Origin of the sequence: Streptomyces sp. NBC_00659, assembly GCF_036226925.1 — a bacterium.
Lineage (GTDB): Bacteria > Actinomycetota > Actinomycetes > Streptomycetales > Streptomycetaceae > Streptomyces.
In genome coordinates this window covers 4,547,669-4,570,616 of record NZ_CP109031.1, presented here as the reverse complement: position 1 = coordinate 4,570,616, position 22,948 = coordinate 4,547,669, and the positions used below count along the sequence as shown (strand labels likewise).

Genomic DNA, 22,948 nt, shown 5'->3' with positions numbered 1-22,948 from the left:
CGCGCCGCCGCGGGCCAGAGCCCGCCTCCCCTGTCTCAGAGGTAGCAGAGTTCGTCGGTCAGACCACGGTCAATCAGACAACAGCACCATAATCGTGCAGATTTCGGTCAGATCCGGGCGCATCCGATCCTCGCGTGTGCGTCTTCGTGCGACGGGCCGAGCCGGAGGTGCGCGGGCCGGGGCACGTGGCCGACGGGCCGGGGCACGTGGCCGAGGAAGGGAGAAGGGCCCCGTCGCGGCGACGGGGCCCTTCCGGACGTACGTAGGTGATCAGCCGCACTGGCAGGGATTGCCCGACTGGCAGCCGCAGCCGCAGCCTGAGCCGCAGCCGCAGGCGCCGAACAAAGGGAGGTTCTTGATCTCGGCGGGCTGTTGGGTGTCGCGGTCCTGGGTCGGGTCGGGCGTGCTGGGGGATTCGGCCATGGGTCCCTCCTTCAGGCGCGGAGGCGTCGGCGCACACCGCGCCGCACGGCTCCTGTCGCCCATCACATGCCCAGTCGGGCGGGCGCATCAACGGCGCACTGAGGCGTCTTACGCGCCCAGGGTGCGAATCCCGCGCGGGGCGGGCCGGAACCAGGACACGCAGCCCCGCCGGGGAACCGCCCCTGCCCGAGGGCCGACTCGGGCAGGAGCGTCCCGCGGTCTTGGCCCACAGGGGAAGCCGGGCACGCCGACCCCGCCCGCCGGGACGGACCTGCCCGCCGCCCCATGTCCGTCGGGGGACGACATTCCCGGCGTCCATGCCCGCCGGGACAGGCGCGCCCGCCGCCCCTCACGGTGACGACAGCCCCGGACCGCCCCCGGGAACGCGGCCGGGCCCGGCCATTCCCTGGTGGGAGCGGCTGGGCCCGTTGGCATCACGAGTGCGGAAGGAGCCCCTGCCCGCCCAAGGCAGGCTGGTCGCCGGCCAGTTCCGGGGAAGGCATGCGTCCCACGCCCGGTACCCGGCTGGGCTGGGCACCTCGGGGTCCGTGTCCGGTGAGGCTGGGCCCCCCGGCCGGTGCCCGGCGAGGCTGAGCACCACCGGTCCGTGCCCGACGGGGCTGGGCGCCTCGCGGCCGGTGTGCGGCGAGGCGGGGCGTCCCACGCTCGGTGCCCGGCAGGGCTGGGCACCTCGGGGTCCGTGTCCGGCGGGGCTGTGCCTCCCGCGTCCGGTGCCCGGCAGGGCTGGGCACCACCGTGTCCGTGCCCGGCAGGGCTGGGCACCTCCCGGTCCGTGCCCGATGGGGCCGGGAGGTGCCCAGCGGCCGGTGTACGGCGATGCTGGGCGTCCCACGCACCGTGGCCTGGCAGGGCTGGGCCCCGAGGCCGGTACCCGGCTGGGCTGGGCACGTCGGGGCCATGCCGGGGAGGCTGGGCCTCGCGGGCCGGTGCCCGGTGGGGCTACGCGCCCTTCCGGTTCCGACCGGCGAGGGCTACGCCCCCCCGGTTTCCGCCCGGCAAGGGCTACGCGCCCTCCACCCCCGTGACCGGCTGGATGTCCGACTGCAGGTCGTCGGCGTGTTCGCCGGTGACCAGGTAGACGACGCGCTTGGCGACCGAGACGGCGTGGTCGGCGAAGCGCTCGTAGTAGCGGCCGAGAAGGGTGACGTCGACGGCGGTCTCGATGCCGTGCTGCCACTTGTCGTCCAGCAGGTGCTGGAAGAGCGTGCGGTGCAGGAGGTCCATCTCGTCGTCGTCCTGCTCGAGCTGCATCGCGAGGTCGACGTCCTTGGTGATGATGACCTCGGCGGCCTTGGCCATCAGGCGCTGGGCGAGCTGGCCCATCTCCAGGATCGTGGCGTGCAGGTCGTGCGGGACCGCGCGGTCGGGGAAACGCAGCCGGGCCAGCTTGGCCACGTGCTGGGCCAGGTCGCCGGAGCGCTCCAGGTCGGCGGACATCCGCAGCGAGGTGACGACGATACGGAGGTCCGTCGCCACCGGCTGCTGGCGTGCCAGCAGGGCTATCGCGCGGGCCTCCAGCTCGTGCTGGAGATCGTCGACCCGCTGGTCGGCGGCGATCACGCTCTCGGCCAGCTTCAGGTCGGAATCGAGTATGGCCGTCGTGGCGCGCCCGATCGCCGACCCGACGAGCCGGGCCATCTCGACCAGGCCGTCGCCGATCGAGTCAAGTTCCTCGTGATACGCGTCACGCATGTGGTCGTCCCTCTCGTACGTCAGCTTCCGGGGTCCGGGGTCCGGGACCTGGCTGTTCCGACAGCCGACCGACAGCGACCGGCCGCCGGAGGGACCCTGGAACCCCACGCTCCCACGTTCGGGCCCGTACGCGTCCGTTTCCGGCACCTCAAGTGAATCAGTACTGGCTCCTGGGTGAACTCTGGGCGACGAGTGTTCGAGCTCGCACTCGGATGGCTGTGGCCAGGAGCGACGGCATGCCTAACCTGGGTGCATGGACGTGAACGCGGCGGTCGCCGCAGCGGCAGCGATCGCCGGAGTGCTTACCGGTGTCATCGCCATGCTGGCGTTCCGCTGGAGCGAGCGCGACCAGAAACGCCCGACCCGCACCTCCCTGCACACCGATGCCGTGCTTCCGCCCGGTGTCGACACCGTGCTGTCCGTGCTCAGGTCGTCCGCGGTCGTACTCGACGAAGCGGACGCCGTGGTCAAGGCCAGCTCGGCGGCGTACGCCCTCGGACTGGTGCGCGGCGGCAAACTGGCCGTCGAACCGATGCTCCACATGGCGCGTGACACCCGCCGTGACGGGGAGATACGGCAGGTGGAACTGGACCTGCCGAGAAGGGGCACGGGACGGGGAGAGGCCCTCGCCGTCTCGGCGAGAGTGGCTCCCCTCGGATCCAGGCTGGTCCTTCTTCTCGTGGAGGACCTGACGGAGGCACGCCGCATCGAAGCGGTGCGGCGGGACTTCGTCGCGAACGTGAGCCATGAACTGAAGACTCCCGTCGGAGCGCTCTCCCTGCTCTCCGAGGCCGTCATGGACGCCTCGGACGATCCGGAGGCCGTCGAGCGGTTCGCCGGACGCATGCAGATAGAGGCCACCCGGCTCACCAACCTCGTCCAGGAGCTCATCGACCTGTCGAGGGTGCAGAACGACGACCCTCTGGAGGACGCCGAGCCGGTCCGGGTCGACGAGCTGGTCGCCGAGGCGATCGACCGCTGCCGCCACCAGGCAGGCGCGAAACAGATCACCATGGCCGCCGGCGGCACCGCCGACCTGAGCCTGTGGGGGAACCGGGGCCAGCTCGCCGCGGCCCTCGGCAACCTCGTCGAGAACGCCGTCAACTACTCGCCAGCCCGCACCCGCGTCGGGATAGCCGCCCGCCGGGTGACGGCACCTGGTGGGGAACACATCGAGATCGCCGTGACCGACCAGGGCATCGGCATCTCGGACAAGGACAAGGAGCGCATCTTCGAGCGCTTCTACCGTGTCGATCCGGCCCGCTCCCGTGCCACCGGCGGTACGGGCCTCGGGCTGGCGATCGTCAAGCACGTGGCCGCCTCGCACGGCGGGGAGGTCACGGTGTGGAGCTCCGAGGGTCAGGGCTCCACGTTCACCCTGCGGCTGCCCGAGGCGACCGCGGCCCGCGAGCGCGTGACCGATCACCACATGCCCGGACTCGACGAAGAGGACGAGTCCGCGCAGCCCGACGGGACGACCACCGTCACATCCCCGTACGAACCGCTTCCTGCCCCGGAGGTCCTTCCGTGACCCGTGTGCTCGTCGTCGAGGACGAGGAGTCGTTCTCCGACGCCCTGTCGTACATGCTTCGCAAGGAGGGCTTCGAGGTCGCCATCGCGACCACCGGGCCCGACGGACTGGACGAGTTCGAGCGCAACGGCGCCGACCTCGTCCTCCTCGACCTGATGCTGCCGGGGTTGCCCGGCACGGAGGTCTGCCGTCAGCTGCGCGGCCGCTCCAACGTCCCGGTGATCATGGTCACCGCCAAGGACAGCGAGATCGACAAGGTGGTCGGACTCGAAATAGGAGCCGACGACTATGTCACCAAGCCCTTCTCCTCGCGTGAGCTGGTCGCCCGTATCCGGGCCGTCCTGCGCCGCCGCGGGGAGCCGGAGGAGGTGGCCCCCGCCGCCCTGGAGGCCGGTCCGGTCCGGATGGACGTCGACCGTCACGTGGTCACCGTCTCCGGCGGCAAGGTCGACCTCCCGCTGAAGGAGTTCGACCTCCTGGAGATGCTGCTGCGCAACGCGGGCCGCGTGCTGACCCGCATGCAGCTCATCGACCGGGTCTGGGGTGCCGACTACGTCGGTGACACCAAGACCCTCGACGTCCACGTCAAGCGCCTGCGGGCGAAGATCGAGCCGGACCCGGGTGCGCCGCGCTACCTGGTGACGGTCCGCGGTCTCGGCTACAAGTTCGAGCCGTAAACCGGCCTCGTCCCCCAGCGGCGCGGCACGGCGGTACGGCACAGCGGTACGCCGAAGGGCGGGACCCCCGGAGAGGGGTCCCGCCCTTCGGCGTACCGGACTGCTGTGCGCGCGTACGGCCGCGTGACGGACCGTGTCCGGCCTCTGTCTAGCGCGCCTTCGGCGTCACTGGCCGGCGGACTCCGACGCGGTGGCCGTCGCGCTCGACGACTCGGTCGTGCCGGGCTCGCCCGACGCGGACTCGGACGCGGACGGGGAGCCCGTGGCCGACTCGGACGGCGAGGTGGCCGGGGCCGCGGGGGTCGCCGGCGCCGACGGGATGTCGCTCGGGCCCCACTTGGAGAAGTAGCTCTCGGCCGGGACGACGAAGGCGCTCAGGCTCACGTCACCGGTCTCGCTGAACGAGAAGGTGACCTTCTGGACGCTGCCGTTCAGGACGGTCTCGGACGGGCTGGACAGCGCCGCGGAGGCGTTGCCCTCGCCACCGATGACGACCGAGCCGCCGGCCGGGACGGTCAGCTTGCCCTTGCCCTCGGCGGGGGTGATCTGGGCGGAGCCCTCACCCTCGACGCTGATCGATTCCAGGGTCTGCTCGGTGGTGCCGTTGTTGAACAGCGTCGCCGAGACCACCGCCGGACCGGTGGCCTTCACGTCGGGCTGGGTGATGACGAGCGCGTTCTGGACCTTGATGACGCCCACGGAGGCGTCGGCGTTGTCCGGCTTGACCTCCAGCGTCTGGGCGTTGCTGCCCGCACCACACGCGGCGAGCGAGGCGATCGAGAACGCGATGACGGCGGCGGCGAGAGTGCCGCGTCGAAGGCTGCTGCTCACGGCGGCGGCAACTCCTTGAACGTGGGCGAAGCAGGGCGACCTCTGTGTAAAGCCGCCCTAAGGGTCTGTCAGCGGCCTTAGGTTACCGATCCGTTCCCGCCCGACCGCACCCGACCCTCCCCAAGCCGCCGACTTTGCTCGACCGAGGGGGGGGAAGAGGGAGGGAGGAGGGGGTGCGCTCGGGGCCGTCCGGTGCCGGGCGGCGGGCATGCGCACGCCTCCCCGGCGGCGGTCATGCGCCCGCGGGCTCCATTGCGCCGGGTATGCGCCCCACCGGACACGATCCGCCCCATCGGCGTGTCCGCTACTTTGACCGCGTCCCGTCCGCCATTCACATAACTTCCGCAGTCTTAGGCCTGCGCATTTCATGGAATGAATGCCCGGCTCTCCGGAAAAGGATCACGGTGTCATCGAGAGCCGCTGAGTACGTGATCATCGAACGTCTTGATCAATTCCGGATTCGGCTCGTACTCGGCTCCGCCCGTCGAACGGAGTAGCGGAACTCGCGCTCTTGGAGCAGGACAAAACGGGATGTTCGGACCCTGGCGACGGGCTTCGGGTGTGTGTAACGTACGCGTTTCACTCCGCATGGACAGCCGCTCCCACCTGCGAATACCCTCTTCCGCTCGCCCCTCGCAGCACGTTCCTGTTGCGGTTGTCAAGCCCCGAGATATGCCCTGACCTGCGAAAACGCCATTCAGAAGACGCCGTTTCCGTGTTACTCTGGATAGCCACGGAAGGGGTACCTGTCACATGACGTTCAAGGTTGGCGACACCGTGGTCTATCCCCATCACGGGGCCGCGCTGATCGAGGCCATCGAAACTCGCCAGATCAAAGGCGTGGACAAGACCTACTTGGTGCTGAAGGTCGCCCAGGGCGATCTGACGGTACGTGTGCCAGCGGACAATGCGGAGTTCGTCGGCGTACGTGATGTGGTCGGTCAGGACGGACTGGACCGGGTCTTCGAGGTGCTGCGCGCGCCGTACGCCGAGGAGCCCACGAACTGGTCGCGTCGCTACAAGGCAAATCTGGAGAAGCTCGCCTCCGGCGATGTCATCAAGGTCGCGGAAGTCGTGCGTGACCTGTGGCGTCGTGAGCGCGAGCGCGGACTCTCCGCAGGTGAGAAGCGCATGCTCGCCAAGGCGCGCCAGATTCTGGTGAGCGAGCTCGCCCTCGCGGAGAACACCAACGAGGACAAGGCCGAGGCCCTGCTCGACGAGGTTCTCGCGTCCTGACGCCGGCTCAGTCGCCGAGACGCGAGTCGTCTTGACGTACGCCCAAGCCCGCGCAGAAGCGCAATGAAATGCCGCGGTGCCCGATGACGCAATTGCCAAATTGCTGTCGCCGGGCGCTGCGGCATGTTCGTACCCGCACCCATTCGGTCAACCGGACGTTCACCCGGCATCGGCTTTCCCGCGGTATACCGGCGTAACCGATACTTGGGATACCGACCCGGGCGGCCGACTTGACCGGATGTCACGGAAGGGTCCGGTCAGGGCGTCGCGCCCGGCGCTCCCCCGGCTCTCCGAGCAGGGGGTACCCCCAGGCCATACCCATCCCGGTCGAGCACACAAACCTGACAGGAACCGATGTCTGACGTTTCGCTCCCTTCGCCGCCGGAGGCCCGCACAGCCGCCGTGATCCCGGCCGCCGGACGAGGTGTGCGCCTCGGTCCGGGTGCCCCCAAGGCGCTCCGCGCGCTGAACGGCACGCCCATGCTCATCCACGCCGTCCGCGCGATGGCCGCATCGCGCGCCGTCTCCCTGGTCGTCGTCGTGGCTCCGCCGGACGGCACGGCCGAGGTCAAGACGCTGCTCGACGCGCACGCGCTGCCCGAGCGCACCGACTTCCTCGTCGTCCCGGGCGGTGACAGCCGCCAGGAGTCCGTGAAGTACGGCCTCGACGCGCTGCCGCCCGGCATCGACATCGTCCTCGTGCACGACGCGGCCCGGCCGCTCGTCCCCGTGGACACCGTGGACGCCGTCATCGAGGCCGTACGGGACGGCGCTCCCGCCGTCGTACCGGCGCTGCCGCTCGCCGACACCGTCAAGGAGGTCGAGCCCGCGGCCGTCGCCGGGGAGCCCGAGCCGGTCGTGGCCACGCCCGTACGCGCGCGGCTGCGTGCCGTGCAGACGCCCCAGGGCTTCGACCGCGAGACGCTGCTGCGGGCCCACGAGACCGTCACCGACGACGTGACCGACGACGCGAGCATGGCCGAGCAGCTGGGCGTGCGGGTCGTGGTCGTGCCGGGGCACGAGGAGGCGTTCAAGGTGACGCGTCCGCTGGATCTGGTGCTGGCGGAGGCGGTTCTCGCGCGGCGGAGGCTCAACGATGGGTTCTGAGACACCGGAGCCGACGGCCGGACCGGGGCATGGTCAGCGCCCGGTCCAGGGCCTGGTGCTCCCGCTGGTCGGGATCGGCACCGACATCCACGCCTTCGAGGAAGGCCGGGAGCTGTGGTGTGCCGGCCTGAAGTGGGAGGGGGAGGGGCCCGGACTCGCCGGGCACTCCGACGCCGACGTCGTCGCGCACGCCGCGTGCAACGCGCTCTTCTCGGCGGCGGGCCTCGGTGACCTCGGGGCCCACTTCGGCACCGGACGCCCGGAGTGGTCCGGGGCGCCCGGGGTCGTACTGCTCACGGAGGCGGCGCGGATCGTCCGCGAGGCCGGCTTCGTCGTCGGCAATGTCGCGGTCCAGGTCGTCGGACCCCGTCCGAAGATCGGCAAGCGGCGGGACGAGGCCCAGAAGATCCTGTCGGACGCGGTGGGGGCGCCGGTGTCGGTGTCGGGCGCCACGACGGACGGGCTCGGGTTCCCGGGCCGCGACGAGGGTCTGATGGCGGTCGCCACGGCACTGGTCGTGCGGGCGGACTGAGAGCAGCGGCTGTCCGGGCGGAGCGGGGCACCGGCATTCCGGGCGCGGCGGGACCGCCGCGCCCGTGGCGGTTGACACCGCCGTGCGGGCGGGGCGGGAGCAGCGGCCGTCCGGGTGCGCCGGGAAGAGCCTTCCGCGGCGGCCGACACCGCCGTCCGGGTGGTCCGTGGACCGGAGCGGGGACTGCCCCGACGCCCCCCGGTCCGCCCGCCGTTCGCCCGAAAGGTCCGTCCCGGGACGCCCGGCGGGCGGCCAGGTCCCTCCGTATGTCACGAATACGTGGCCTTGCCGCGGAAAGGGGCGCGGGGCACTGTCCGGGGCCCACTACCCTGGAGTGGTGACTATTCGCCTGTACGACACCAGCGCCCGGCAGATCCGTGACTTCACCCCGCTAGTGCCGGGTTGCGTCTCGATCTACCTCTGTGGCGCGACCGTGCAGGCCGCACCGCACATCGGGCACATCCGCTCGGGCCTCAACTTCGACATCATGCGCCGCTGGTTCGCGTACCGCGGCTATGACGTGACGTTCATCAGGAACGTCACGGACATCGACGACAAGATCATCAAGAAGTCGGCCGCCGAGGGCCGCCCCTGGTGGTCCATCGGCTACGCCAACGAGCGCGCCTTCAACAACGGTTACGACGCGCTCGGCTGCCTCCCGCCCACGTACGAACCCCGTGCCACCGGCCACATCCCCGAGATGATCGAGATGATGCGCGGGCTCATCGAGCGCGGTCACGCGTACGCGGCCGACGGGAACGTCTACTTCGACGTGCGGTCGTTCGAGGGCTATCTCCAGCTCTCCAACCAGGAGCTCGACAACCTGCTCCAGCCGTCCGGCGAGGGCGAGACGGGCAAGCGCGACCCGCGTGACTTCGCCATGTGGAAGGCCGTGAAGCCGGGCGAGCCCAGCTGGGAGACGCCCTGGGGCCGCGGCCGTCCGGGCTGGCACCTGGAGTGCTCGGCCATGGCCCACAAGTACCTGGGCAGCGCCTTCGACATCCACGGCGGCGGGATCGACCTGATCTTCCCGCACCACGAGAACGAGATCGCCCAGGCCCAGGCCTTCGGGGACGAGTTCGCGAAGTACTGGGTGCACAACGCCTGGGTCACCCTCAAGGGCGACAAGATGTCGAAGTCCCTCGGGAACTCGGTCCTCGTGTCCACGATGACCGAGGCGTGGCGTCCCATCGTGCTGCGGTACTACCTCGGCACCCCGCACTACCGCTCCATGATCGAGTACAGCGAGGAAGCCCTGCGTGACGCCGAGTCGGCGTTCGCGCGCATCGAGGGCTTCGTGCAGCGGGTGGTCGAGAAGGCAGGGGGCGTCGTCGAGCCGTCCGCCGAGGTGCCGCCCGCGTTCGCCGAGGCGATGGACGACGACCTGGGTGTCCCGCAGGCGCTCGCCATCGTGCACACGACGGTCCGCCAGGGGAACTCCGCGCTGGCCGCCGACGACAAGGAAGCCGCCGTCGCCCGCCTCGCCGAGGTACGGGCCATGCTCGGCGTCCTCGGACTCGACCCCCTCGACCCGCAGTGGGCCGAGGAGAGCGACCGCGGCGACGATCTGCACGGAGTCGTCGACACCCTCGTCCATCTGGTCCTCGGCCAGCGCGAGGCCGCCCGGGCCCGCAAGGACTGGGCCGCCGCGGACGCCATCCGCGACCAGCTCAACCAGTCCGGCCTGGTCATCGAGGACAGCCCGCAGGGGCCGCGCTGGACGCTCGGACCGCGCTGAGCACCCGCTCAGCCGGCTCCGGCCGACCCCGGTCGGTCTTGATCGATTGTGCCGCCCGGACCTCCGGGCGGCACACTTCATATACGTACGCACGCACGTCTCACACAGACAGGTAGGTCATGGCTGCTAACAACCGCCGCATGTCCGGCAAGAAGGGCGCGCAGGTCGGCAGTGGCGGCCAGCGACGCCGGGGCCTGGAGGGCAAGGGCCCGACCCCGCCCGCCGAGGCGCGCAAGGGTCACAAGAAGAACCGCGTCGCCAACGCCAAGGCGAAGCAGATCGTCCGCCGCCCCGCCCATCCCAAGGGCCGCGGCGGCAAGGGCACGTCCGAGATGGTCGTCGGCCGCAACTCCGTGGTCGAGGCGCTGCGCGAGGGCGTCCCCTCGACGACGCTGTACGTGCAGCAGTTCATCGACAACGACGAGCGGGTCCGCGAGGCGCTCCAGCTCGTCGCCGAGCGCGGCGGCATCCACCTGATGGAGGCCCCGCGTCCCGAGCTGGACCGCATGACCAACGGGCTCAACCACCAGGGCCTCGTCCTCCAGGTCCCGCCGTACGAGTACGCGCACCCCGAGGACCTCGCCGCCGCCGCGTACGACGAGGGCCAGGACCCGCTGATCGTCGCCCTCGACGGAGTGACCGACCCGCGCAACCTCGGCGCGGTCGTCCGTTCCGCCTCCGCCTTCGGCGGCCACGGCGTCGTCGTGCCCGAGCGGCGCGCGGCCGGCATGACCGCCGGTGCCTGGAAGACGTCGGCCGGTGCCGCCGCCCGTACGCCCGTCGCGCGCGCCGCCAACCTGACGCGGGCCCTGGAGTCGTACAAGAAGGCCGGCCTCGTGGTGGTCGGCCTGGCCGCGGACGGCGAGGTCGAGGTCGGTGAGCTGGAGGCGCTGGGCGGCCCCGTCGTCATCGTCGTCGGCAGCGAGGGCAAGGGCCTGTCCCGGCTCGTAGGCGAGACCTGCGACTTCCGGGTGCGGATCCCGATGCCCGGTGGCGCCGAGTCGCTGAACGCCGGTGTGGCGGCGGGAGTTGTGCTGTACGAGGCCGCGCGCCGCCGCGCCTGACCCGACGTACGGGCGGTCATCCTCGTGGTGTGGCCGGGGTGTTCGGAACGATCTTGACGCGGTCCGGACAGTCGGCGTGGTCAAAGCAGTGTCCTAACCACACGTCACTCGGTTAGATGAGTGTGGACACCAGAACACCCCGCACACCCACGGGGGACGGCTCGTCGGGATTCGACGACGTTCCCGCGCTGAGCATGGTGAAGGTGCCGAGCGATCCGGCGCAGGTCATCGTCAACCATGCGAGCTTCCGCGTCCAGTTGGCGAGTGCGTCACGGGGTCAGTCCCCGCGCATCGCGCGGCACTCGGGCTCTCCCGGCGCCGGTGCGCCGGGCCGACCGGGCGGGGCCGGTCCGGCCGGCGGGGCCCGCCGCCGTGCGCCCGTCGTCTGGAGCGGGAAGTCCGCGCCGGACGACACCGGCGCCCACCGCCTGCTCCAGGCCGTACGGACCGCGGGCGTGACCCACGGCTCCACCGGGCCGACGGGCGACGCCGGTTCGACCCGGGTCATCCCTCGCATCGGCGAACAGCCGGGCTACGCGGGCGACTTGACCGTCGACACGGTCGAGACCCCCCTCGTCGGCAGCCAGCGCGCCCCGCTCGGCGAGGAGCAGCGACTGCTGCCCCGGATGCGCAACGTGGGCAGCGCCTACGACGAACCGCGGTACGGCAGTCCGCCCTACGGCGAACACGCCTACACGGAAGCCGACTTCGGCGACGACGACGGCTACGAGGACGACGGCTACGACACGGCCGCGGGCGACGCCCCCAGCAGGCGGCGCGGCTCCGACTCGGTCCGGCACGCCTATCACCCCGGGCGCCGGATGAACCTGGGCGTCGTGCTGCTCCCGCTGCGCGTCTTCCTCGGATTCATCTCCGTCTACGCCGGCATGGGCAAGCTCTGCGACCCCGTCTACTTCGACGGCGGCAAGCGCGGCTCCATGGTGAAGTGGCTCAACACGCTGCACCCGTGGGAAGTCGCCGAGCCGCTGCGGCAGTTCGCGCTCCACCACCCCGTCGGCTCCGGACTCGTCATCGCCTTCTTCCAGGTCATCGTCGGCGTTCTGACCGTCCTCGGGCTGTGGCAGCGGGTGGCGGCCGTCGTCGGCGCGACGCTGTCGGCGGCGCTCATCGTCACCGTCAGCTGGAAGACGGTGCCCGTGTACGACACGCCGGACATCATCTACCTCGCCGCCTGGTCCCCGCTGATCATCGCGGGTGCCCCGGTCTACTCCGCCGACGGACGGCTCGCCGGCGAGGCCTGGCGCACGCTCGGGCCGCGCGCCGACATCTGGGACCTGCGTGCCCGCGTGCTGCGGCGCGGCGCGCTGCTCACGGCCGTCGCGGTCGGACTGACGCTGCTCATCGGTTCGCTCCTCGGCGGCGCCGTCCGTGACTCCAGCCGGATCGTGGTCCCCGGTCCCGGCGAGGCCCCGCGCAACGAACTGCCCGGTTCCCCGCTCCCCGAGACGCCCGGCGAACGGCACCGGAAGGCCACCCCCTCGGCCTCGAAGGCGCCCACCCGGAGCAGCTCCGCGACCCCGTCGCACACGGCGGGCACGCCGGGCGCGACGACCCAGGAGACCGGCTCCTCCGGCAGCGGACAGCAGCCCAGCCAGACCCAGGGCAGCGGTCAGGCCCCGCCCCAGCAGTCCTCGCCGGTCGGCGGGGCCCCGAGCACCAGCGCGGGCCCCTCCAGCAGCGGCGGCTCGTCGACCGGCGGCAGCGGCGGCAGTGGCGGCAGCGGCGGCACCGGCAGCGCCGGAGGCACGGGCACGGGGAGTGGCACCTCCACCGGCGGCGGCTCGTCCACCGGTCAGCCGGGCCTGGTGGGCGGCCTGCTGGGCTGACGTCTCACCGACGCGCGACGGCCCGCCAGGCCGGGCGCGACAACGGCAGGGCCCCGCACACGGATGTGCGGGGCCCTGCCGTCGTGTAGTCGCGCGCTCCCGCGGTCCCGCTCTCGCAGAGCCTCGGCTGTCCGGCCGTGCCCCTCGCAGAGCCTCGGCCGTCTGGCCCGGGTGCCCTCGTCCGGCCTGGGCCGCCCGTGGCTCGGGCAGGGCCGTGCGGGCGTTCTAGCGGCCCAGGGCCGCGAGTTCCTTCGCCGCCTCCGTGAGGTCCTTGGCGGTGTCGATGGCGCGCCAGTAGGCGCCCTGCGGGATCGGGAAGCCCGACAGCCGGCGTTCACGGGCCAGGCGCGGGAACGTGGTGCGCTCGTGGTCGCCGCGCTCGGGGAGCATGTCGGTGAACTCGGGCGAGAAGACGTAGACGCCCGCGTTGATCTCGAAGGTGGAGGGCGGGGCCTCGATGAAGTCCGTGATGTGACCGAAGCCGTCCGTCTTGACGGCGCCCCACGGGATGCGCGGACGGGCCAGCGCGAGCGTGGCGACGGCGTCACGCTCGGCGTGGAAGTCCGCCATGTCGCGCAGCGAGAAACGGGTCCAGATGTCACCGTTCGTCGCGTACCAGGGCAGGTCGGGGTGCGGCAGATGCGCGGCGGCGTACTTGAGGCCGCCGCCGCGGCCGAGGGGCTCCGTCTCGACGACCGTCGTGACGTTGAGCGGGAGGTCGGCCGCGTCCAGCCACTTCTGGAGGACGTCGGCGAGGTGACCGCAGGAGACGACGACGTCGGTCACGCCTTCTTCGGCGAGCCAGGTGAGCTGGTGGCCGATGATCGGTGTCCCGGTGCCGGGGATCTCGACCATCGGCTTGGGCCGGTCGTCGGTGTAGGGACGCAGCCGGGAACCCTGGCCGCCGGCCAGGACGACGGCTTGAACGGGGCGCGACGCGGCGTTCGGATCGGTCATGTTCGAACTGTACGTGGCGCCCCGCACGCGGTTCCCCGCGGCAACCGTTCCTTAACCGGCTGTTACCGCGGTCGGCCGTGAAGGGCCGTACCCCTCGGAGGGGACTGCGGTCTCCGAGGGGAACCGACCCGGGGTGCGGACCCGGGCGCGTGAACGGGCTCAGGTGCGCATACGGGCCGGGCGCACCTTCGGGGGCCAGGTGCGGGCCGGGTGCGGTGACCTCAGGAGCGGGCCGCGACCCCCGAGGCGAACGCCGTGTCGCACACGGGCCGGGCGTAGGACTGGGCGCGCGTCGGCCCGTACGCGCGGACCGCGGCGCGGCCGAGGGCGCGGGCGATGGTGACGCAGTGCTTCGCGAGCGACGGCCGGCCGTTCACCGCCTGCTGGAGGTGGGTGAGGGCCACGCCCGGGTTCTTCTCCTGGAGTTCCAGGAGAAGCCTGTCGCGCAGGACGTCCTGCGGGGCGCGGGAGACGGCTCGCGTCGAGACCTCCTCGGAGGACGCGGTGAGCACCGAGCTCGCGGGGTTCCCCGACCAGTTGACTTGGGTGACCGCGAGAGTCCCGGAGAGCACCAGGACGACAGGCAGAACGAGGGCGAGGGTGCGGCCGATCTGGCGGGCGGGGCCACGGCCACGCCGGGGTCGCTGGTTAGTGGTGGAGTGCTTCACGCGAGTGAGGGTAGCGCGGGGTGATGATTTGGCGACATTTAGTCACCAGTTCGGGGGACGGAGAAGTTGGTTTTTCTGGGTAGCGGGTTGACGCGCGACTGCCGTGCGGAGGTCGAAATGCCCGGTCTGCCGGGGTATTTGTCGACAACGAAGAGGGCCCCGCGGTCAACCGCGGGGCCCTCTTCGTCAACGTGGGTGAATTCAGCCCTTACGGGGGTGAGTGCTTTCGCCCGGATGACGCGGACGTCAGTCGGACAGGCGCTCGCCCGTCGAGGTGGAGAACACGTGGATCTCGCCCGGACGCGGCACGACGTGCAGCGTGGCGCCCTTGTCCGGGACGGCACGGCCGCTGACGCGGACGACGAGGTCCTTGAGGTCGTCGTCGACCTTGGCGGAGCCGTAGACATAGCCGTCGGCGCCGAGCTCCTCGACGACGTTCACGGAGACGGCCAGGCCGGCCGGGGCGTCCTCGGTGTCCTTGGAGAGCGACTTGGCGGCCTCGCCGTTGTGCTCGACGACGTCGAAGTGCTCGGGGCGGACGCCGACGGTGACCGTGCGGTCGCCCTTGTCGGCGGCGGCCGAGAGGGCCTCGCGGCTGACCGGCACGACGCTGTTGCCGAACTTCACGCCGCCGTCGGTGATCGGGACCTCGACCAGGTTCATGGCCGGGGAGCCGATGAAGCCGGCGACGAAGAGGTTGGCCGGGCGGTCGTACATGTTGCGCGGCGAGTCGACCTGCTGGAGCAGACCGTCCTTGAGCACGGCCACGCGGTCGCCCATGGTCATGGCCTCGACCTGGTCGTGGGTGACGTACACCGTGGTGATGCCGAGGCGGCGCTGGAGCGAGGCGATCTGCGTACGCGTCGACACACGGAGCTTGGCGTCGAGGTTCGACAGCGGCTCGTCCATGAGGAAGACCTGGGGCTCGCGCACGATGGCGCGGCCCATGGCGACGCGCTGGCGCTGACCGCCGGAGAGGGCCTTCGGCTTGCGGCCGAGGTACTCGGTGAGGTCGAGGATCTTCGCCGCGTCCTCGACCTTCTGGCGGATCTCGGCCTTGTTGACGCCGGCGATCTTGAGCGCGAAGCCCATGTTGTCGGCGACGGTCATGTGCGGGTACAGCGCGTAGTTCTGGAACACCATGGCGATGTCCCGGTCCTTCGGCGGCAGGTGCGTGACGTCGCGGTCGCCGATGTGGATCGAGCCGCCGTTGACGTCCTCGAGACCCGCGAGCATGCGCAGGGAGGTGGACTTTCCGCAGCCGGAGGGACCGACGAGGACGAGGAACTCGCCGTCCGCGACGTCGAGCTCGAGCTGGTCGACGGCGGGCTTGTCGCCACCCGGGTAGATGCGGGTCGCCTTGTTGAACGAGACAGTGGCCATGGTGATGGGCCCCCTTCACCGGCAGGAACGTGCCGGACGATCCGTTGTAAAGGTGGTGAACCACTACGGAAACACCCATAGTGGTGTAGTCCACATGAGTGAACCGGGTCAGGACGCTACCTGGCGTTCATGTGTTCTGTCAGCACCCCGGGACCGGTGAAGTTCGCGGAAACTCCCGACGGCTCCCCGCGGCGACCTGGGTACACTGCACGGGCACGCACGCCCCACGCGCGCGGCATGCCTCCTTAGCTCAGATGGCCAGAGCAACGCACTTGTAATGCGTAGGTCGTCGGTTCGAATCCGACAGGGGGCTCCGCTTCAAGCCCAGCTCGGACGTCGTCCGAGCTGGGCTTTTGCGTCGCGCCAGTCGTCGAGTTCGTGGAGATCGCCGAGATCGTCGACAATTCGGCTCCGTAGCGGCGTGCTCGTTCACGAGTCCCAGTAGCGCGATGGCGCTGCCGCTTGCTTCTCAGTCGCCCTTTCCGAGGGTTTCCAGCGCGTCGTCCGTCAGCCGGTACACCGTCCACTCGTCCTGCGGGCGCGCGCGGAGCGACTCGTAGAAGTCGATCGCGGGCCGGTTCCAGTTCAGGACGGACCACTCCAGGCGCTGGTAGCCGCGCTCGACGCAGATCCGCGCGAGTTCCGTGAGCAGCGCCTTGCCGTGGCCGCCGCCGCGTGCCGTCGGGCGTACGTACAGGTCCTCCAGGTAGATGCCGTGGACACCGCGCCAGGTCGAGAAGTTCAGGAACCACAGGGAGAAGCCGACCGGCTCGCCCGTCACGTCGTCCTCCGCGATGTGCGCGTACGCGGCCGGATTCGTTCCGAACAGTGCCTCGCGGAGCTGCTCCGGCGTCGCCCGTGCCTCCTCCAGGGCCTTCTCGTACTCGGCGAGTTCACGGACCAGGGCGTGGACGACGGGGATGTCGTCGAGGGTGGCGGTACGGATCATGGGCCGAGATTAGGGCCCCCGCGGCCGCTCGCACGGGTCGGGTCCGCCGTCGTGGTCCGCCGTCGTGCCGGGCGCTCCCGTGACGCGGTCGGCTCGTCCGGAATGTCGATCGCGTCGGGGACACCGCGGGCATGGGTGAATCAGGCCATGCGGGGTGAACGGTTCTTCCACAGGGTGTGGATGTACGTGCGCGGGGCGCCGGGCACGTACATCTGGCTGACGATTCTCTTCGTCACCACCGTGGCCCTGCACCACATGTCCTCGGATTTCGAAGAGGACTTCCTGCGGCAGCGCTCGACGAACATCCACGAGCTGTCGGACAACCCGGTGCGGGTGCTGTTCGCGAGCGCGATGTGGATCGACGGCGGGCACTGGATTCCGTACGCCGTTCTCTACACCGTCTTCCAGGCGCCCGCCGAACGCTGGCTGGGAACCGCTCGCTGGCTGGCGGTCAACACGGCCGCGCATGTCCTGTCGACGCTGGTCAGCGAGGGTGCGCTGCTCTGGGCGATCAAGCACGGCGTGGCACCGCACTCCGCGGTCGACACCCTCGATGTCGGGGTGAGCTACGCCCTGGCGGGGGTGGTCGGCGTGCTCACCTACCGGATCGCCACGCCCTGGCGATACGCGTATCTGGTGGCGGTCCTGGCGGCGTACGGGATTCCCTTCATGATGGAGAGGACCTTCACCGATCTCGGGCATTTCACCTCCGTTCTCATCGGACTCGCCTGTTATCCGCTGACCAGAGGGCGCGGAAAAGCACGGAATCCGAAGGAGACAGCCGGCGCCCCCCGGAGTTAGCGTCCCGCCATGAGCAGCTCGGCGAGCAAGGTCGTGAACGGTGGCATCTCCTTCTGGTACGCGGACGACGGCCTGCCCGCACCCCGGGAGCCGCTGCCCGGCGACGCGACCGCCGACGTCGTCGTGGTCGGCGGCGGCTACACGGGACTGTGGACCGCGTACTACCTGAAGAAGGCGGCCCCCTTCCTGCGCGTCACCGTCCTGGAGCAGAAGTTCTGCGGCTACGGCGCCTCCGGGCGCAACGGCGGCTGGCTCTACAACGGCATCGCGGGCCGCGACCGGTACGCGAGGCTGCACGGCCAGGAGGCGGCCGTACGGCTCCAGCAGGCCATGAACGACACCGTGGACGAGGTCGTCCGGGTGGCCGCCGACGAAGGCATCGAGGCCGACATCCACCAGGGCGGCGTCCTGGAAGTGGCCTACACGCCCGCCCAGCTCGCGCGGCTCAAGGCCTTCCACGCGCACGAGCTGTCGTTCGGCGAGAAGGACCGCGAGCTGTACGGAGCGAAGGAGACCGCCGAGCGGATCCGGGTCGCGGACGCGGTCGGCTCGACCTGGACCCCGCACGGGGCCCGGCTGCACCCGGTGAAGCTGGTCAAGGGCCTCGCCGCCGCCGTGGAGGCGCTCGGCGTCACCATCCACGAGCAGACGCCGGTGACCGAGATCCGCCCGCAGCACGCGGTGACCCCGTACGGCACCGTCCGCGCCCCGTACATCCTGCGCTGCACCGAGGGCTTCACCGCGAACCTCAAGGGCCAGAAGCGGACCTGGCTGCCGATGAACTCCTCGATGATCGCGACGGAGCCGCTGACCGCCGGCCAGTGGGCGGAGATCGGCTGGGAGGGCCGCGAGACGCTCGGCGACATGGCCCACGCGTACATGTACGCCCAGCGCACCGCCGACGGCCGGATCGCGCTCGGCGGCCGCGGCGTCCCGTACCGCTTCGGCTCGCGCACCGACAACGACGGCCGCACTCAGCAGGCGACCATCGACGCCCTGTACGAGATCCTCGTCCGACTCTTCCCGTCGCTGACCGGCGTTCAGGTCTCCCACGCCTGGTCGGGCGTTCTGGGAGTCCCGCGCGACTGGTGCGCCACCGTCACCCTGGACCGCTCGACGGGCCTCGGCTGGGCCGGCGGCTACGTCGGCTCAGGCGTCGCCACCACCAACCTCGCCGCCCGCACCCTGCGCGACCTCGTGCGGCAGGACTCCGGCCAGGCGGGCGCGACCGAGCTGACCGCCCTGCCCTGGGTCGGCCACAAGGTCCGCAAGTGGGAACCGGAGCCCTTCCGCTGGATCGGCGTCCACGGCATGTACGCGACCTACCGCACGGCCGACCGCCGTGAGGGGACCACCCACAGCCCGGAGTCGTCCCGGCTGGCCCGGATCGCCGACCGGGTGGCGGGGCGCCACTGACCCGGTGCCGGTGCCGGTGCCGGTTCGGCCCCGGGCCGCCGGCTCCCCGCGGCCCGGGGCCACACCGTCCGGGGGGGCCGGGGTCAGCCCACCGATTCCGCGACCGCCGCGTCCGACGGCGCTTGCCTGGGGGCCTTGGCCGTGACCATGAGCCCCGCGACCAGACCGGCCAGCAGCATGATGCCGACGGCCCACCAGATGGCCACGGTGTACCCGTGGACGACGCCCTCCCGGGTGATCAGCTCCCGCTGCGAGGGATCGCGGAGATGGGCGGCGATGTAGGTCGCGCTCGCGGTGGTGGCGATGGTGTTCAGCAGCGCCGTGCCGATCGAACCGCCCACCTGCTGCGAGGTGTTGACCGTCGCCGAGGTGACGCCCGCGTCCTGCGGGGCGACCCCCGCGGTCGCGGTGGCGAAGACCGGCATGAAGGTCAGGCCCATGCCGAGGCCCAGCAGGAGCAGCCCCGGCAGCAGCTCGGTGGCGTAGGCGGAGTCGACGGTGAGCTGGGTGAAGAACAGCATGCCGCCGGCCGCGAGGATCATGCCCGGGACCATCAGCACGCGCGGCGCCACACGGGGCAGCAGCCGCGCCGAGATCTGCGTCGAACCGATGATGATCGCGACGGTCAGCGGCAGGAACGCCAGACCGGTCTTCACCGGCGAGTATCCGAGGACGACCTGGAGGTAGTAGGTCATGAACAGGAACACGCCGAACATGCCGATGACGGCGAGCCCCATCGTCAGGAAGCAGCCGGCGCGGTTGCGGTCCTTGACGATGTGCAGCGGCAGGAGCGGGCTCGGCGCCCTGTTCTGCCACCACACGAACGCGACCAGCAGCGCGACCCCGCCCGCGATCAGACCCAACACCAGCGGGGACGACCAGCCGTGCGACTCCGCCTCGCTGACCCCGTACACGATCGCCACCAGTCCGCCGCAGCCCAGCACCGCGCCGGGCACGTCCAGGCGGACGTTCTTGTGGCCGGGCCGGTCGCGCAGCAGTCCGAACGCGCCGAAGACCGCGATGACCGCGATGGGGATGTTGACGTACAGACACCAGCGCCAGTTCAGGTACTCCGTCAGCAGGCCGCCCAGGATGAACCCGATGGCCGCGCCGGAGCCCGCCAGCGCTCCGTAGACACCGAACGCCTTTCCGCGTTCCTTCGGGTCGGTGAAGGTCGTGGTCAGCAGGGACAGCGCCGAGGGCGCGAGCAGGGCGGCGAAGGCGCCCTGGAGGGCGCGGGCGCCGAACAGCATGCCGGACGTGGTCGCCGCGCCGCCGATGCCCGACGCCACCGCGAAGCCGATCAGCCCGATGACGAAGGTGCGTTTGCGTCCGACGAGGTCGGCGACCCGGCCGCCGAGCAGCAGCAGCCCGCCGAAGGCCAGCGTGTAGGCCGTGATGACCCACTGCCGGTCGCCGTCGGATATGCCGAGATCGTGCTGCGCGGACGGAAGGGCGATGTTCACGATCGTCGCGTCCAGCACGACCATGAGCTGGGCCAGCGCGATGATCACCAGCGCCCACCAGCGATGCGGGTCGGGACCCACGGGCGCTTCTGGTTCACCTGTCCGGGTGACACTCATTCGCCCAGAAGACCATGGAACGGAATGGGTCGCATCTTTGGACGATTTCGCCTCATGGGGTGCGTTCCACCGGCTCGTGGTCATGGTTCCAGCACCACCTTTCCGATCGTCGCCCTGTTCTCCAGGGCCCGGTGCGCCGCGGCCGCCTCGGCGAGGGGGAAACGGGTCACGGCCGGAACCAGGCGGCCGGCCGCGGCCTCGGCCAGGGCCCGTAGCTCCAGGGTCCGCACGGGGTCGGGTCCGCCCGCCCTGCGCATCATCACGGGGCCGAGCACCTGCTCGGACACCCCTTCCACGAGGTACGGGGAGCCGCCGCGCAGGCCCGCGCCGGACCAGCCGAAGACGATGTGCCGGCCGCCGGGGCCGAGCAGCCCGACGGCCTCCCGGGCCACGTCACCGCCGACGCCGTCGAGCACGACGGTCGCCGCCCGGCCGCCGAGCTGCGCGCGGACCTTCCCCGGCCAGCCGGGATCGGTGTAGTCGACGGCCGGATCGGCGCCGTTCGCGCGGGCCAGCGCCACCTTCTCGGGGCCGCCCGCGAGGCCCACCACGGTCGCGCCAGCGTGGTGGGCGTACTGCACGAGGAGCGTGCCGATGCCGCCCGCCGCCGCGGGCACGACGACCACGGAGGCGGGGCCGAACTCGGCGAACTGCGCGATCCCCATGGCCGTACGGCCCGTCCCGATCATGGCGACGGCCTGCGCGAAGTCGAGATTCCCGGGAATGTCGTGGAGGCGCTCGACGTCCGTGACCGCCAGCTCGGCGTAGCCCCCGGGGGCGAAACCGAGGTGGGCGACGACGCGTCTGCCGAGCCAGAGCCCGGCGACGCCCTCACCGAGGGACTCGACGGTTCCGGCGACCTCACGGCCGGGGACGGTCGGCAGGACGGGCTGGGGGGCCGGGCCGCCCCGCATGCCCGCGCGCAGGGCGGTGTCCAGGAGGTGGACGCCCGCGGCGGCCACGGCGATCCGCACCTGGCCGGGTCCCGGCTCGGGGTCCTCCGTCCGTTCGTGGACGAGATTCTCGGCGGGACCGAAGGCGTGCAGTCGGATCGCGTACATCGGGGGGCTCCTCGGAATCGGCGGGATCGACCGGTCAGACCCTCACCACTGTTCAACCTCAAGCTCGCTTGAGGTCAAGGCGCTCCCGGAGGCCCAGGGCCAGCGACACGGCCTCCATCGCGCTGTTGAAGGACACCTCCGAGAGCACCCCGGGAGCCGCTACCTGGTCACCCACGAGGTAGACGCCGTCGCCCCGGTCGATGCGCGGACGGTCCCGCCAGGTCGTGCCGGGCAGGTCGACCGCGCCCGTACGGCCGTTCGCGACGCTCGTACGCCGCCAGGTGACGCGCTCGCGCCAGCCCTGGAAGGCGAGGTCGAGGAGCTGCTCGGCACGGGCGGCGCCGTGTGCCCCGGACTCCCCCGGGGCGATCGGGAACTGTCCCTGGAGGAGCTGCTCACCGGCCGGGGCGAGGGTGCGGTCCCGGGCGGTGAAGCGCTCGATCCAGCCCGGCGCGTCCAGGTCGGAGACGGCGAACGCGTCCCCGCGACGGCTCCGCAGCGCCAGGTCGACCAGGGCCGTACGGCCGCTCGGCCAGGTCAGCGAGTCGTCCTTGAGCAGACGGCGGGCCGAGGCCAGCGAGGTGGCGACGACGACCGGGCCCCCGCCCTCGGGGACGGCGTCCACCCGGGCCAGCGTCTCCATCCGCACGCCGAGGTTCCACGCCCGCCCCGCCATCCGGTCGATGACGCCGGCCCAGCCGCCCCGGGGGCAGTGCACCTCCGTCGGCACCTTCATGGCCCGGCGCAGCCGCTCCTGCACGAACGCCGCCGACAGCGAACCGGGATCGTGGTGGAAGAGGACGACCGCCGCATAGTGAGCCGCGGCCCGCGCGCCCTCCTCTCCGGCCTGTCCCCTCGCCCAGGTCATGAAGTCGACGTCCGACGGAGCCCGCTGGCAGGAGCGCCGCAGCAGCTTCAGCATCGCGAACGGCGGGGTGCGGCGCAGCACGCCCCGGTGCCGCAGGCGCAGCCGGGCCGCCTCCAGGGGCGGGATCGGGGCGAGCGCTCCGATCAGGTCCCGCTGATGGAGCCAGGTCCAGTGCGGGCCCGCGCTGTAGAGGGCGTGCGGTCCCTCGTTCGTCCGGTACGGCCCCTCGGCGGTCCGGGCCCGCCCGCCGAGCGTGTGGTGAGCTTCGTACACGGTGACCTCGGCGCCCGCCTCGGCGGCGGTGACGGCGGCGGTGAGTCCGGCGAAGCCGCCGCCGATGACGGTGATGCGGTACATGGCTGGAGGTCTCCTCTGCTCGGTGTCTGCTCGGTGTCGGCCGACCTGCGCCCGCGCTTCCGGCGGTGCTCTGACGACAGGGCTTTCCGTGTGTACGACGTGACGCGGGCCCGTGATGTGACATGCCGTGCGTTTCCGCAGGCCGACGTGATGTGACATGCGGGGCGTTCTCGGGGGCCGGCGCCCGTTGTCAGTGGCGGCGGGCA

Annotated in this window: 20 protein-coding genes and 1 tRNA gene; 11 read left to right on the top strand and 10 right to left on the bottom strand. The window is 71.4% G+C overall.

Annotated elements, in window-relative coordinates; all coding sequences use genetic code 11:
• Positions 1-270 precede the first annotated feature (270 nt).
• Both OG410_RS19740 and phoU read right to left on the bottom strand, forming a co-directional pair.
• The gene (locus OG410_RS19740) at positions 271-423 is read right to left on the bottom strand and encodes a hypothetical protein (protein WP_328451008.1); all 153 of its coding nucleotides are present in this window, start codon (positions 421-423) and stop codon (positions 271-273) included.
• A 1,023-nt stretch (positions 424-1,446) separates the two neighbouring features.
• Entirely contained in the window at positions 1,447-2,136 is a 690-nt protein-coding gene (gene phoU, locus OG410_RS19735; RefSeq protein WP_326787015.1) for a phosphate signaling complex protein PhoU, read from the bottom strand.
• 253 nt (positions 2,137-2,389) lie between these two features.
• Between phoU and OG410_RS19730 the strand changes: the two genes are divergently transcribed.
• Together OG410_RS19730 and OG410_RS19725 are read left to right on the top strand one after the other, a co-directional pair.
• The gene (locus OG410_RS19730) at positions 2,390-3,667 is read left to right on the top strand and encodes a sensor histidine kinase (RefSeq protein WP_329300403.1); all 1,278 of its coding nucleotides are present in this window, start codon (positions 2,390-2,392) and stop codon (positions 3,665-3,667) included.
• Complete coding sequence (locus OG410_RS19725; protein ID WP_037622332.1) at positions 3,664-4,344, top strand: response regulator transcription factor; 681 nt, start codon at positions 3,664-3,666, stop codon at positions 4,342-4,344. Before OG410_RS19730 ends, OG410_RS19725 begins: the two co-directional genes overlap by 4 nt.
• A gap of 165 nt (positions 4,345-4,509) precedes the next feature.
• On the opposite strand, the gene OG410_RS19720 is transcribed toward OG410_RS19725, so the two are convergent.
• Positions 4,510-5,175, bottom strand: coding sequence for a DUF461 domain-containing protein (locus OG410_RS19720; RefSeq protein WP_329300402.1), 666 nt, complete (start codon positions 5,173-5,175; stop codon positions 4,510-4,512).
• Between the two features lie 753 nt (positions 5,176-5,928).
• On the opposite strand from OG410_RS19720, the gene OG410_RS19715 reads away from it, so the two are divergent.
• From OG410_RS19715 to OG410_RS19690, 6 genes are all read left to right on the top strand, one after another.
• The gene (locus tag OG410_RS19715; protein WP_003953493.1) at positions 5,929-6,411 is read left to right on the top strand and encodes a CarD family transcriptional regulator; all 483 of its coding nucleotides are present in this window, start codon (positions 5,929-5,931) and stop codon (positions 6,409-6,411) included.
• Positions 6,412-6,765: 354 nt separating this feature from the next.
• Positions 6,766-7,518, top strand: a complete 753-nt coding sequence (gene ispD, locus OG410_RS19710; protein ID WP_329300401.1) for a 2-C-methyl-D-erythritol 4-phosphate cytidylyltransferase — start codon at positions 6,766-6,768, stop codon at positions 7,516-7,518.
• The gene (gene ispF / locus OG410_RS19705) at positions 7,508-8,050 is read left to right on the top strand and encodes a 2-C-methyl-D-erythritol 2,4-cyclodiphosphate synthase (RefSeq protein WP_329300400.1); all 543 of its coding nucleotides are present in this window, start codon (positions 7,508-7,510) and stop codon (positions 8,048-8,050) included. The genes ispD and ispF overlap by 11 nt, the downstream gene beginning before the upstream one ends.
• 337 nt (positions 8,051-8,387) lie before the next feature.
• Entirely contained in the window at positions 8,388-9,788 is a 1,401-nt protein-coding gene (gene cysS, locus OG410_RS19700) for a cysteine--tRNA ligase (RefSeq protein WP_329300399.1), read from the top strand.
• Between the two features lie 119 nt (positions 9,789-9,907).
• A complete protein-coding gene (gene rlmB / locus OG410_RS19695) occupies positions 9,908-10,852 on the top strand; it encodes a 23S rRNA (guanosine(2251)-2'-O)-methyltransferase RlmB (protein WP_329300398.1) in 945 nt (314 codons plus the stop codon).
• A 116-nt stretch (positions 10,853-10,968) separates the two neighbouring features.
• Complete coding sequence (locus OG410_RS19690; protein ID WP_329300397.1) at positions 10,969-12,699, top strand: DoxX family protein; 1,731 nt, start codon at positions 10,969-10,971, stop codon at positions 12,697-12,699.
• A 225-nt stretch (positions 12,700-12,924) separates the two neighbouring features.
• Here the strand turns inward: OG410_RS19690 and OG410_RS19685 are convergent, their stop codons facing one another.
• From OG410_RS19685 to OG410_RS19675, 3 genes are all read right to left on the bottom strand, one after another.
• Complete coding sequence (locus OG410_RS19685) at positions 12,925-13,656, bottom strand: nucleotidyltransferase family protein (protein ID WP_329300396.1); 732 nt, start codon at positions 13,654-13,656, stop codon at positions 12,925-12,927.
• A gap of 221 nt (positions 13,657-13,877) precedes the next feature.
• Positions 13,878-14,324 (bottom strand): hypothetical protein, encoded by a 447-nt coding sequence (locus OG410_RS19680; RefSeq protein WP_328451027.1) that lies wholly within the window; start codon positions 14,322-14,324, stop codon positions 13,878-13,880.
• 246 nt (positions 14,325-14,570) lie between these two features.
• Positions 14,571-15,707, bottom strand: a complete 1,137-nt coding sequence (locus OG410_RS19675) for an ABC transporter ATP-binding protein (protein WP_329300395.1) — start codon at positions 15,705-15,707, stop codon at positions 14,571-14,573.
• A gap of 239 nt (positions 15,708-15,946) precedes the next feature.
• Between OG410_RS19675 and OG410_RS19670 the strand changes: the two genes are divergently transcribed.
• Positions 15,947-16,020: transfer RNA gene (locus tag OG410_RS19670), tRNA-Thr, on the top strand.
• Between the two features lie 156 nt (positions 16,021-16,176).
• Here OG410_RS19670 and OG410_RS19665 read toward each other — a convergent pair.
• Complete coding sequence (locus OG410_RS19665; RefSeq protein WP_329300394.1) at positions 16,177-16,656, bottom strand: GNAT family N-acetyltransferase; 480 nt, start codon at positions 16,654-16,656, stop codon at positions 16,177-16,179.
• 147 nt (positions 16,657-16,803) lie between these two features.
• Between OG410_RS19665 and OG410_RS19660 the strand changes: the two genes are divergently transcribed.
• Positions 16,804-17,457 carry a rhomboid-like protein gene (locus OG410_RS19660; RefSeq protein ID WP_329300393.1) on the top strand — a complete coding sequence of 218 codons (654 nt, stop codon included), beginning with the start codon at positions 16,804-16,806 and terminating at the stop codon, positions 17,455-17,457.
• 9 nt (positions 17,458-17,466) lie between these two features.
• The gene (locus OG410_RS19655; RefSeq protein WP_329300391.1) at positions 17,467-18,873 is read left to right on the top strand and encodes an NAD(P)/FAD-dependent oxidoreductase; all 1,407 of its coding nucleotides are present in this window, start codon (positions 17,467-17,469) and stop codon (positions 18,871-18,873) included.
• A gap of 83 nt (positions 18,874-18,956) precedes the next feature.
• Here OG410_RS19655 and OG410_RS19650 read toward each other — a convergent pair whose 3' ends face one another.
• The 3 genes from OG410_RS19650 to OG410_RS19640 form a co-directional block, all read right to left on the bottom strand.
• On the bottom strand, positions 18,957-20,456 hold the full coding sequence (locus OG410_RS19650) for an MFS transporter (protein WP_329300390.1): 1,500 nt from the start codon (positions 20,454-20,456) through the stop codon (positions 18,957-18,959).
• 80 nt (positions 20,457-20,536) lie between these two features.
• A complete protein-coding gene (locus tag OG410_RS19645) occupies positions 20,537-21,517 on the bottom strand; it encodes a zinc-binding dehydrogenase (protein WP_329300389.1) in 981 nt (326 codons plus the stop codon).
• 58 nt (positions 21,518-21,575) lie between these two features.
• Positions 21,576-22,742, bottom strand: a complete 1,167-nt coding sequence (locus OG410_RS19640) for an NAD(P)-binding protein (RefSeq protein WP_329300388.1) — start codon at positions 22,740-22,742, stop codon at positions 21,576-21,578.
• Positions 22,743-22,948 lie beyond the last annotated feature (206 nt).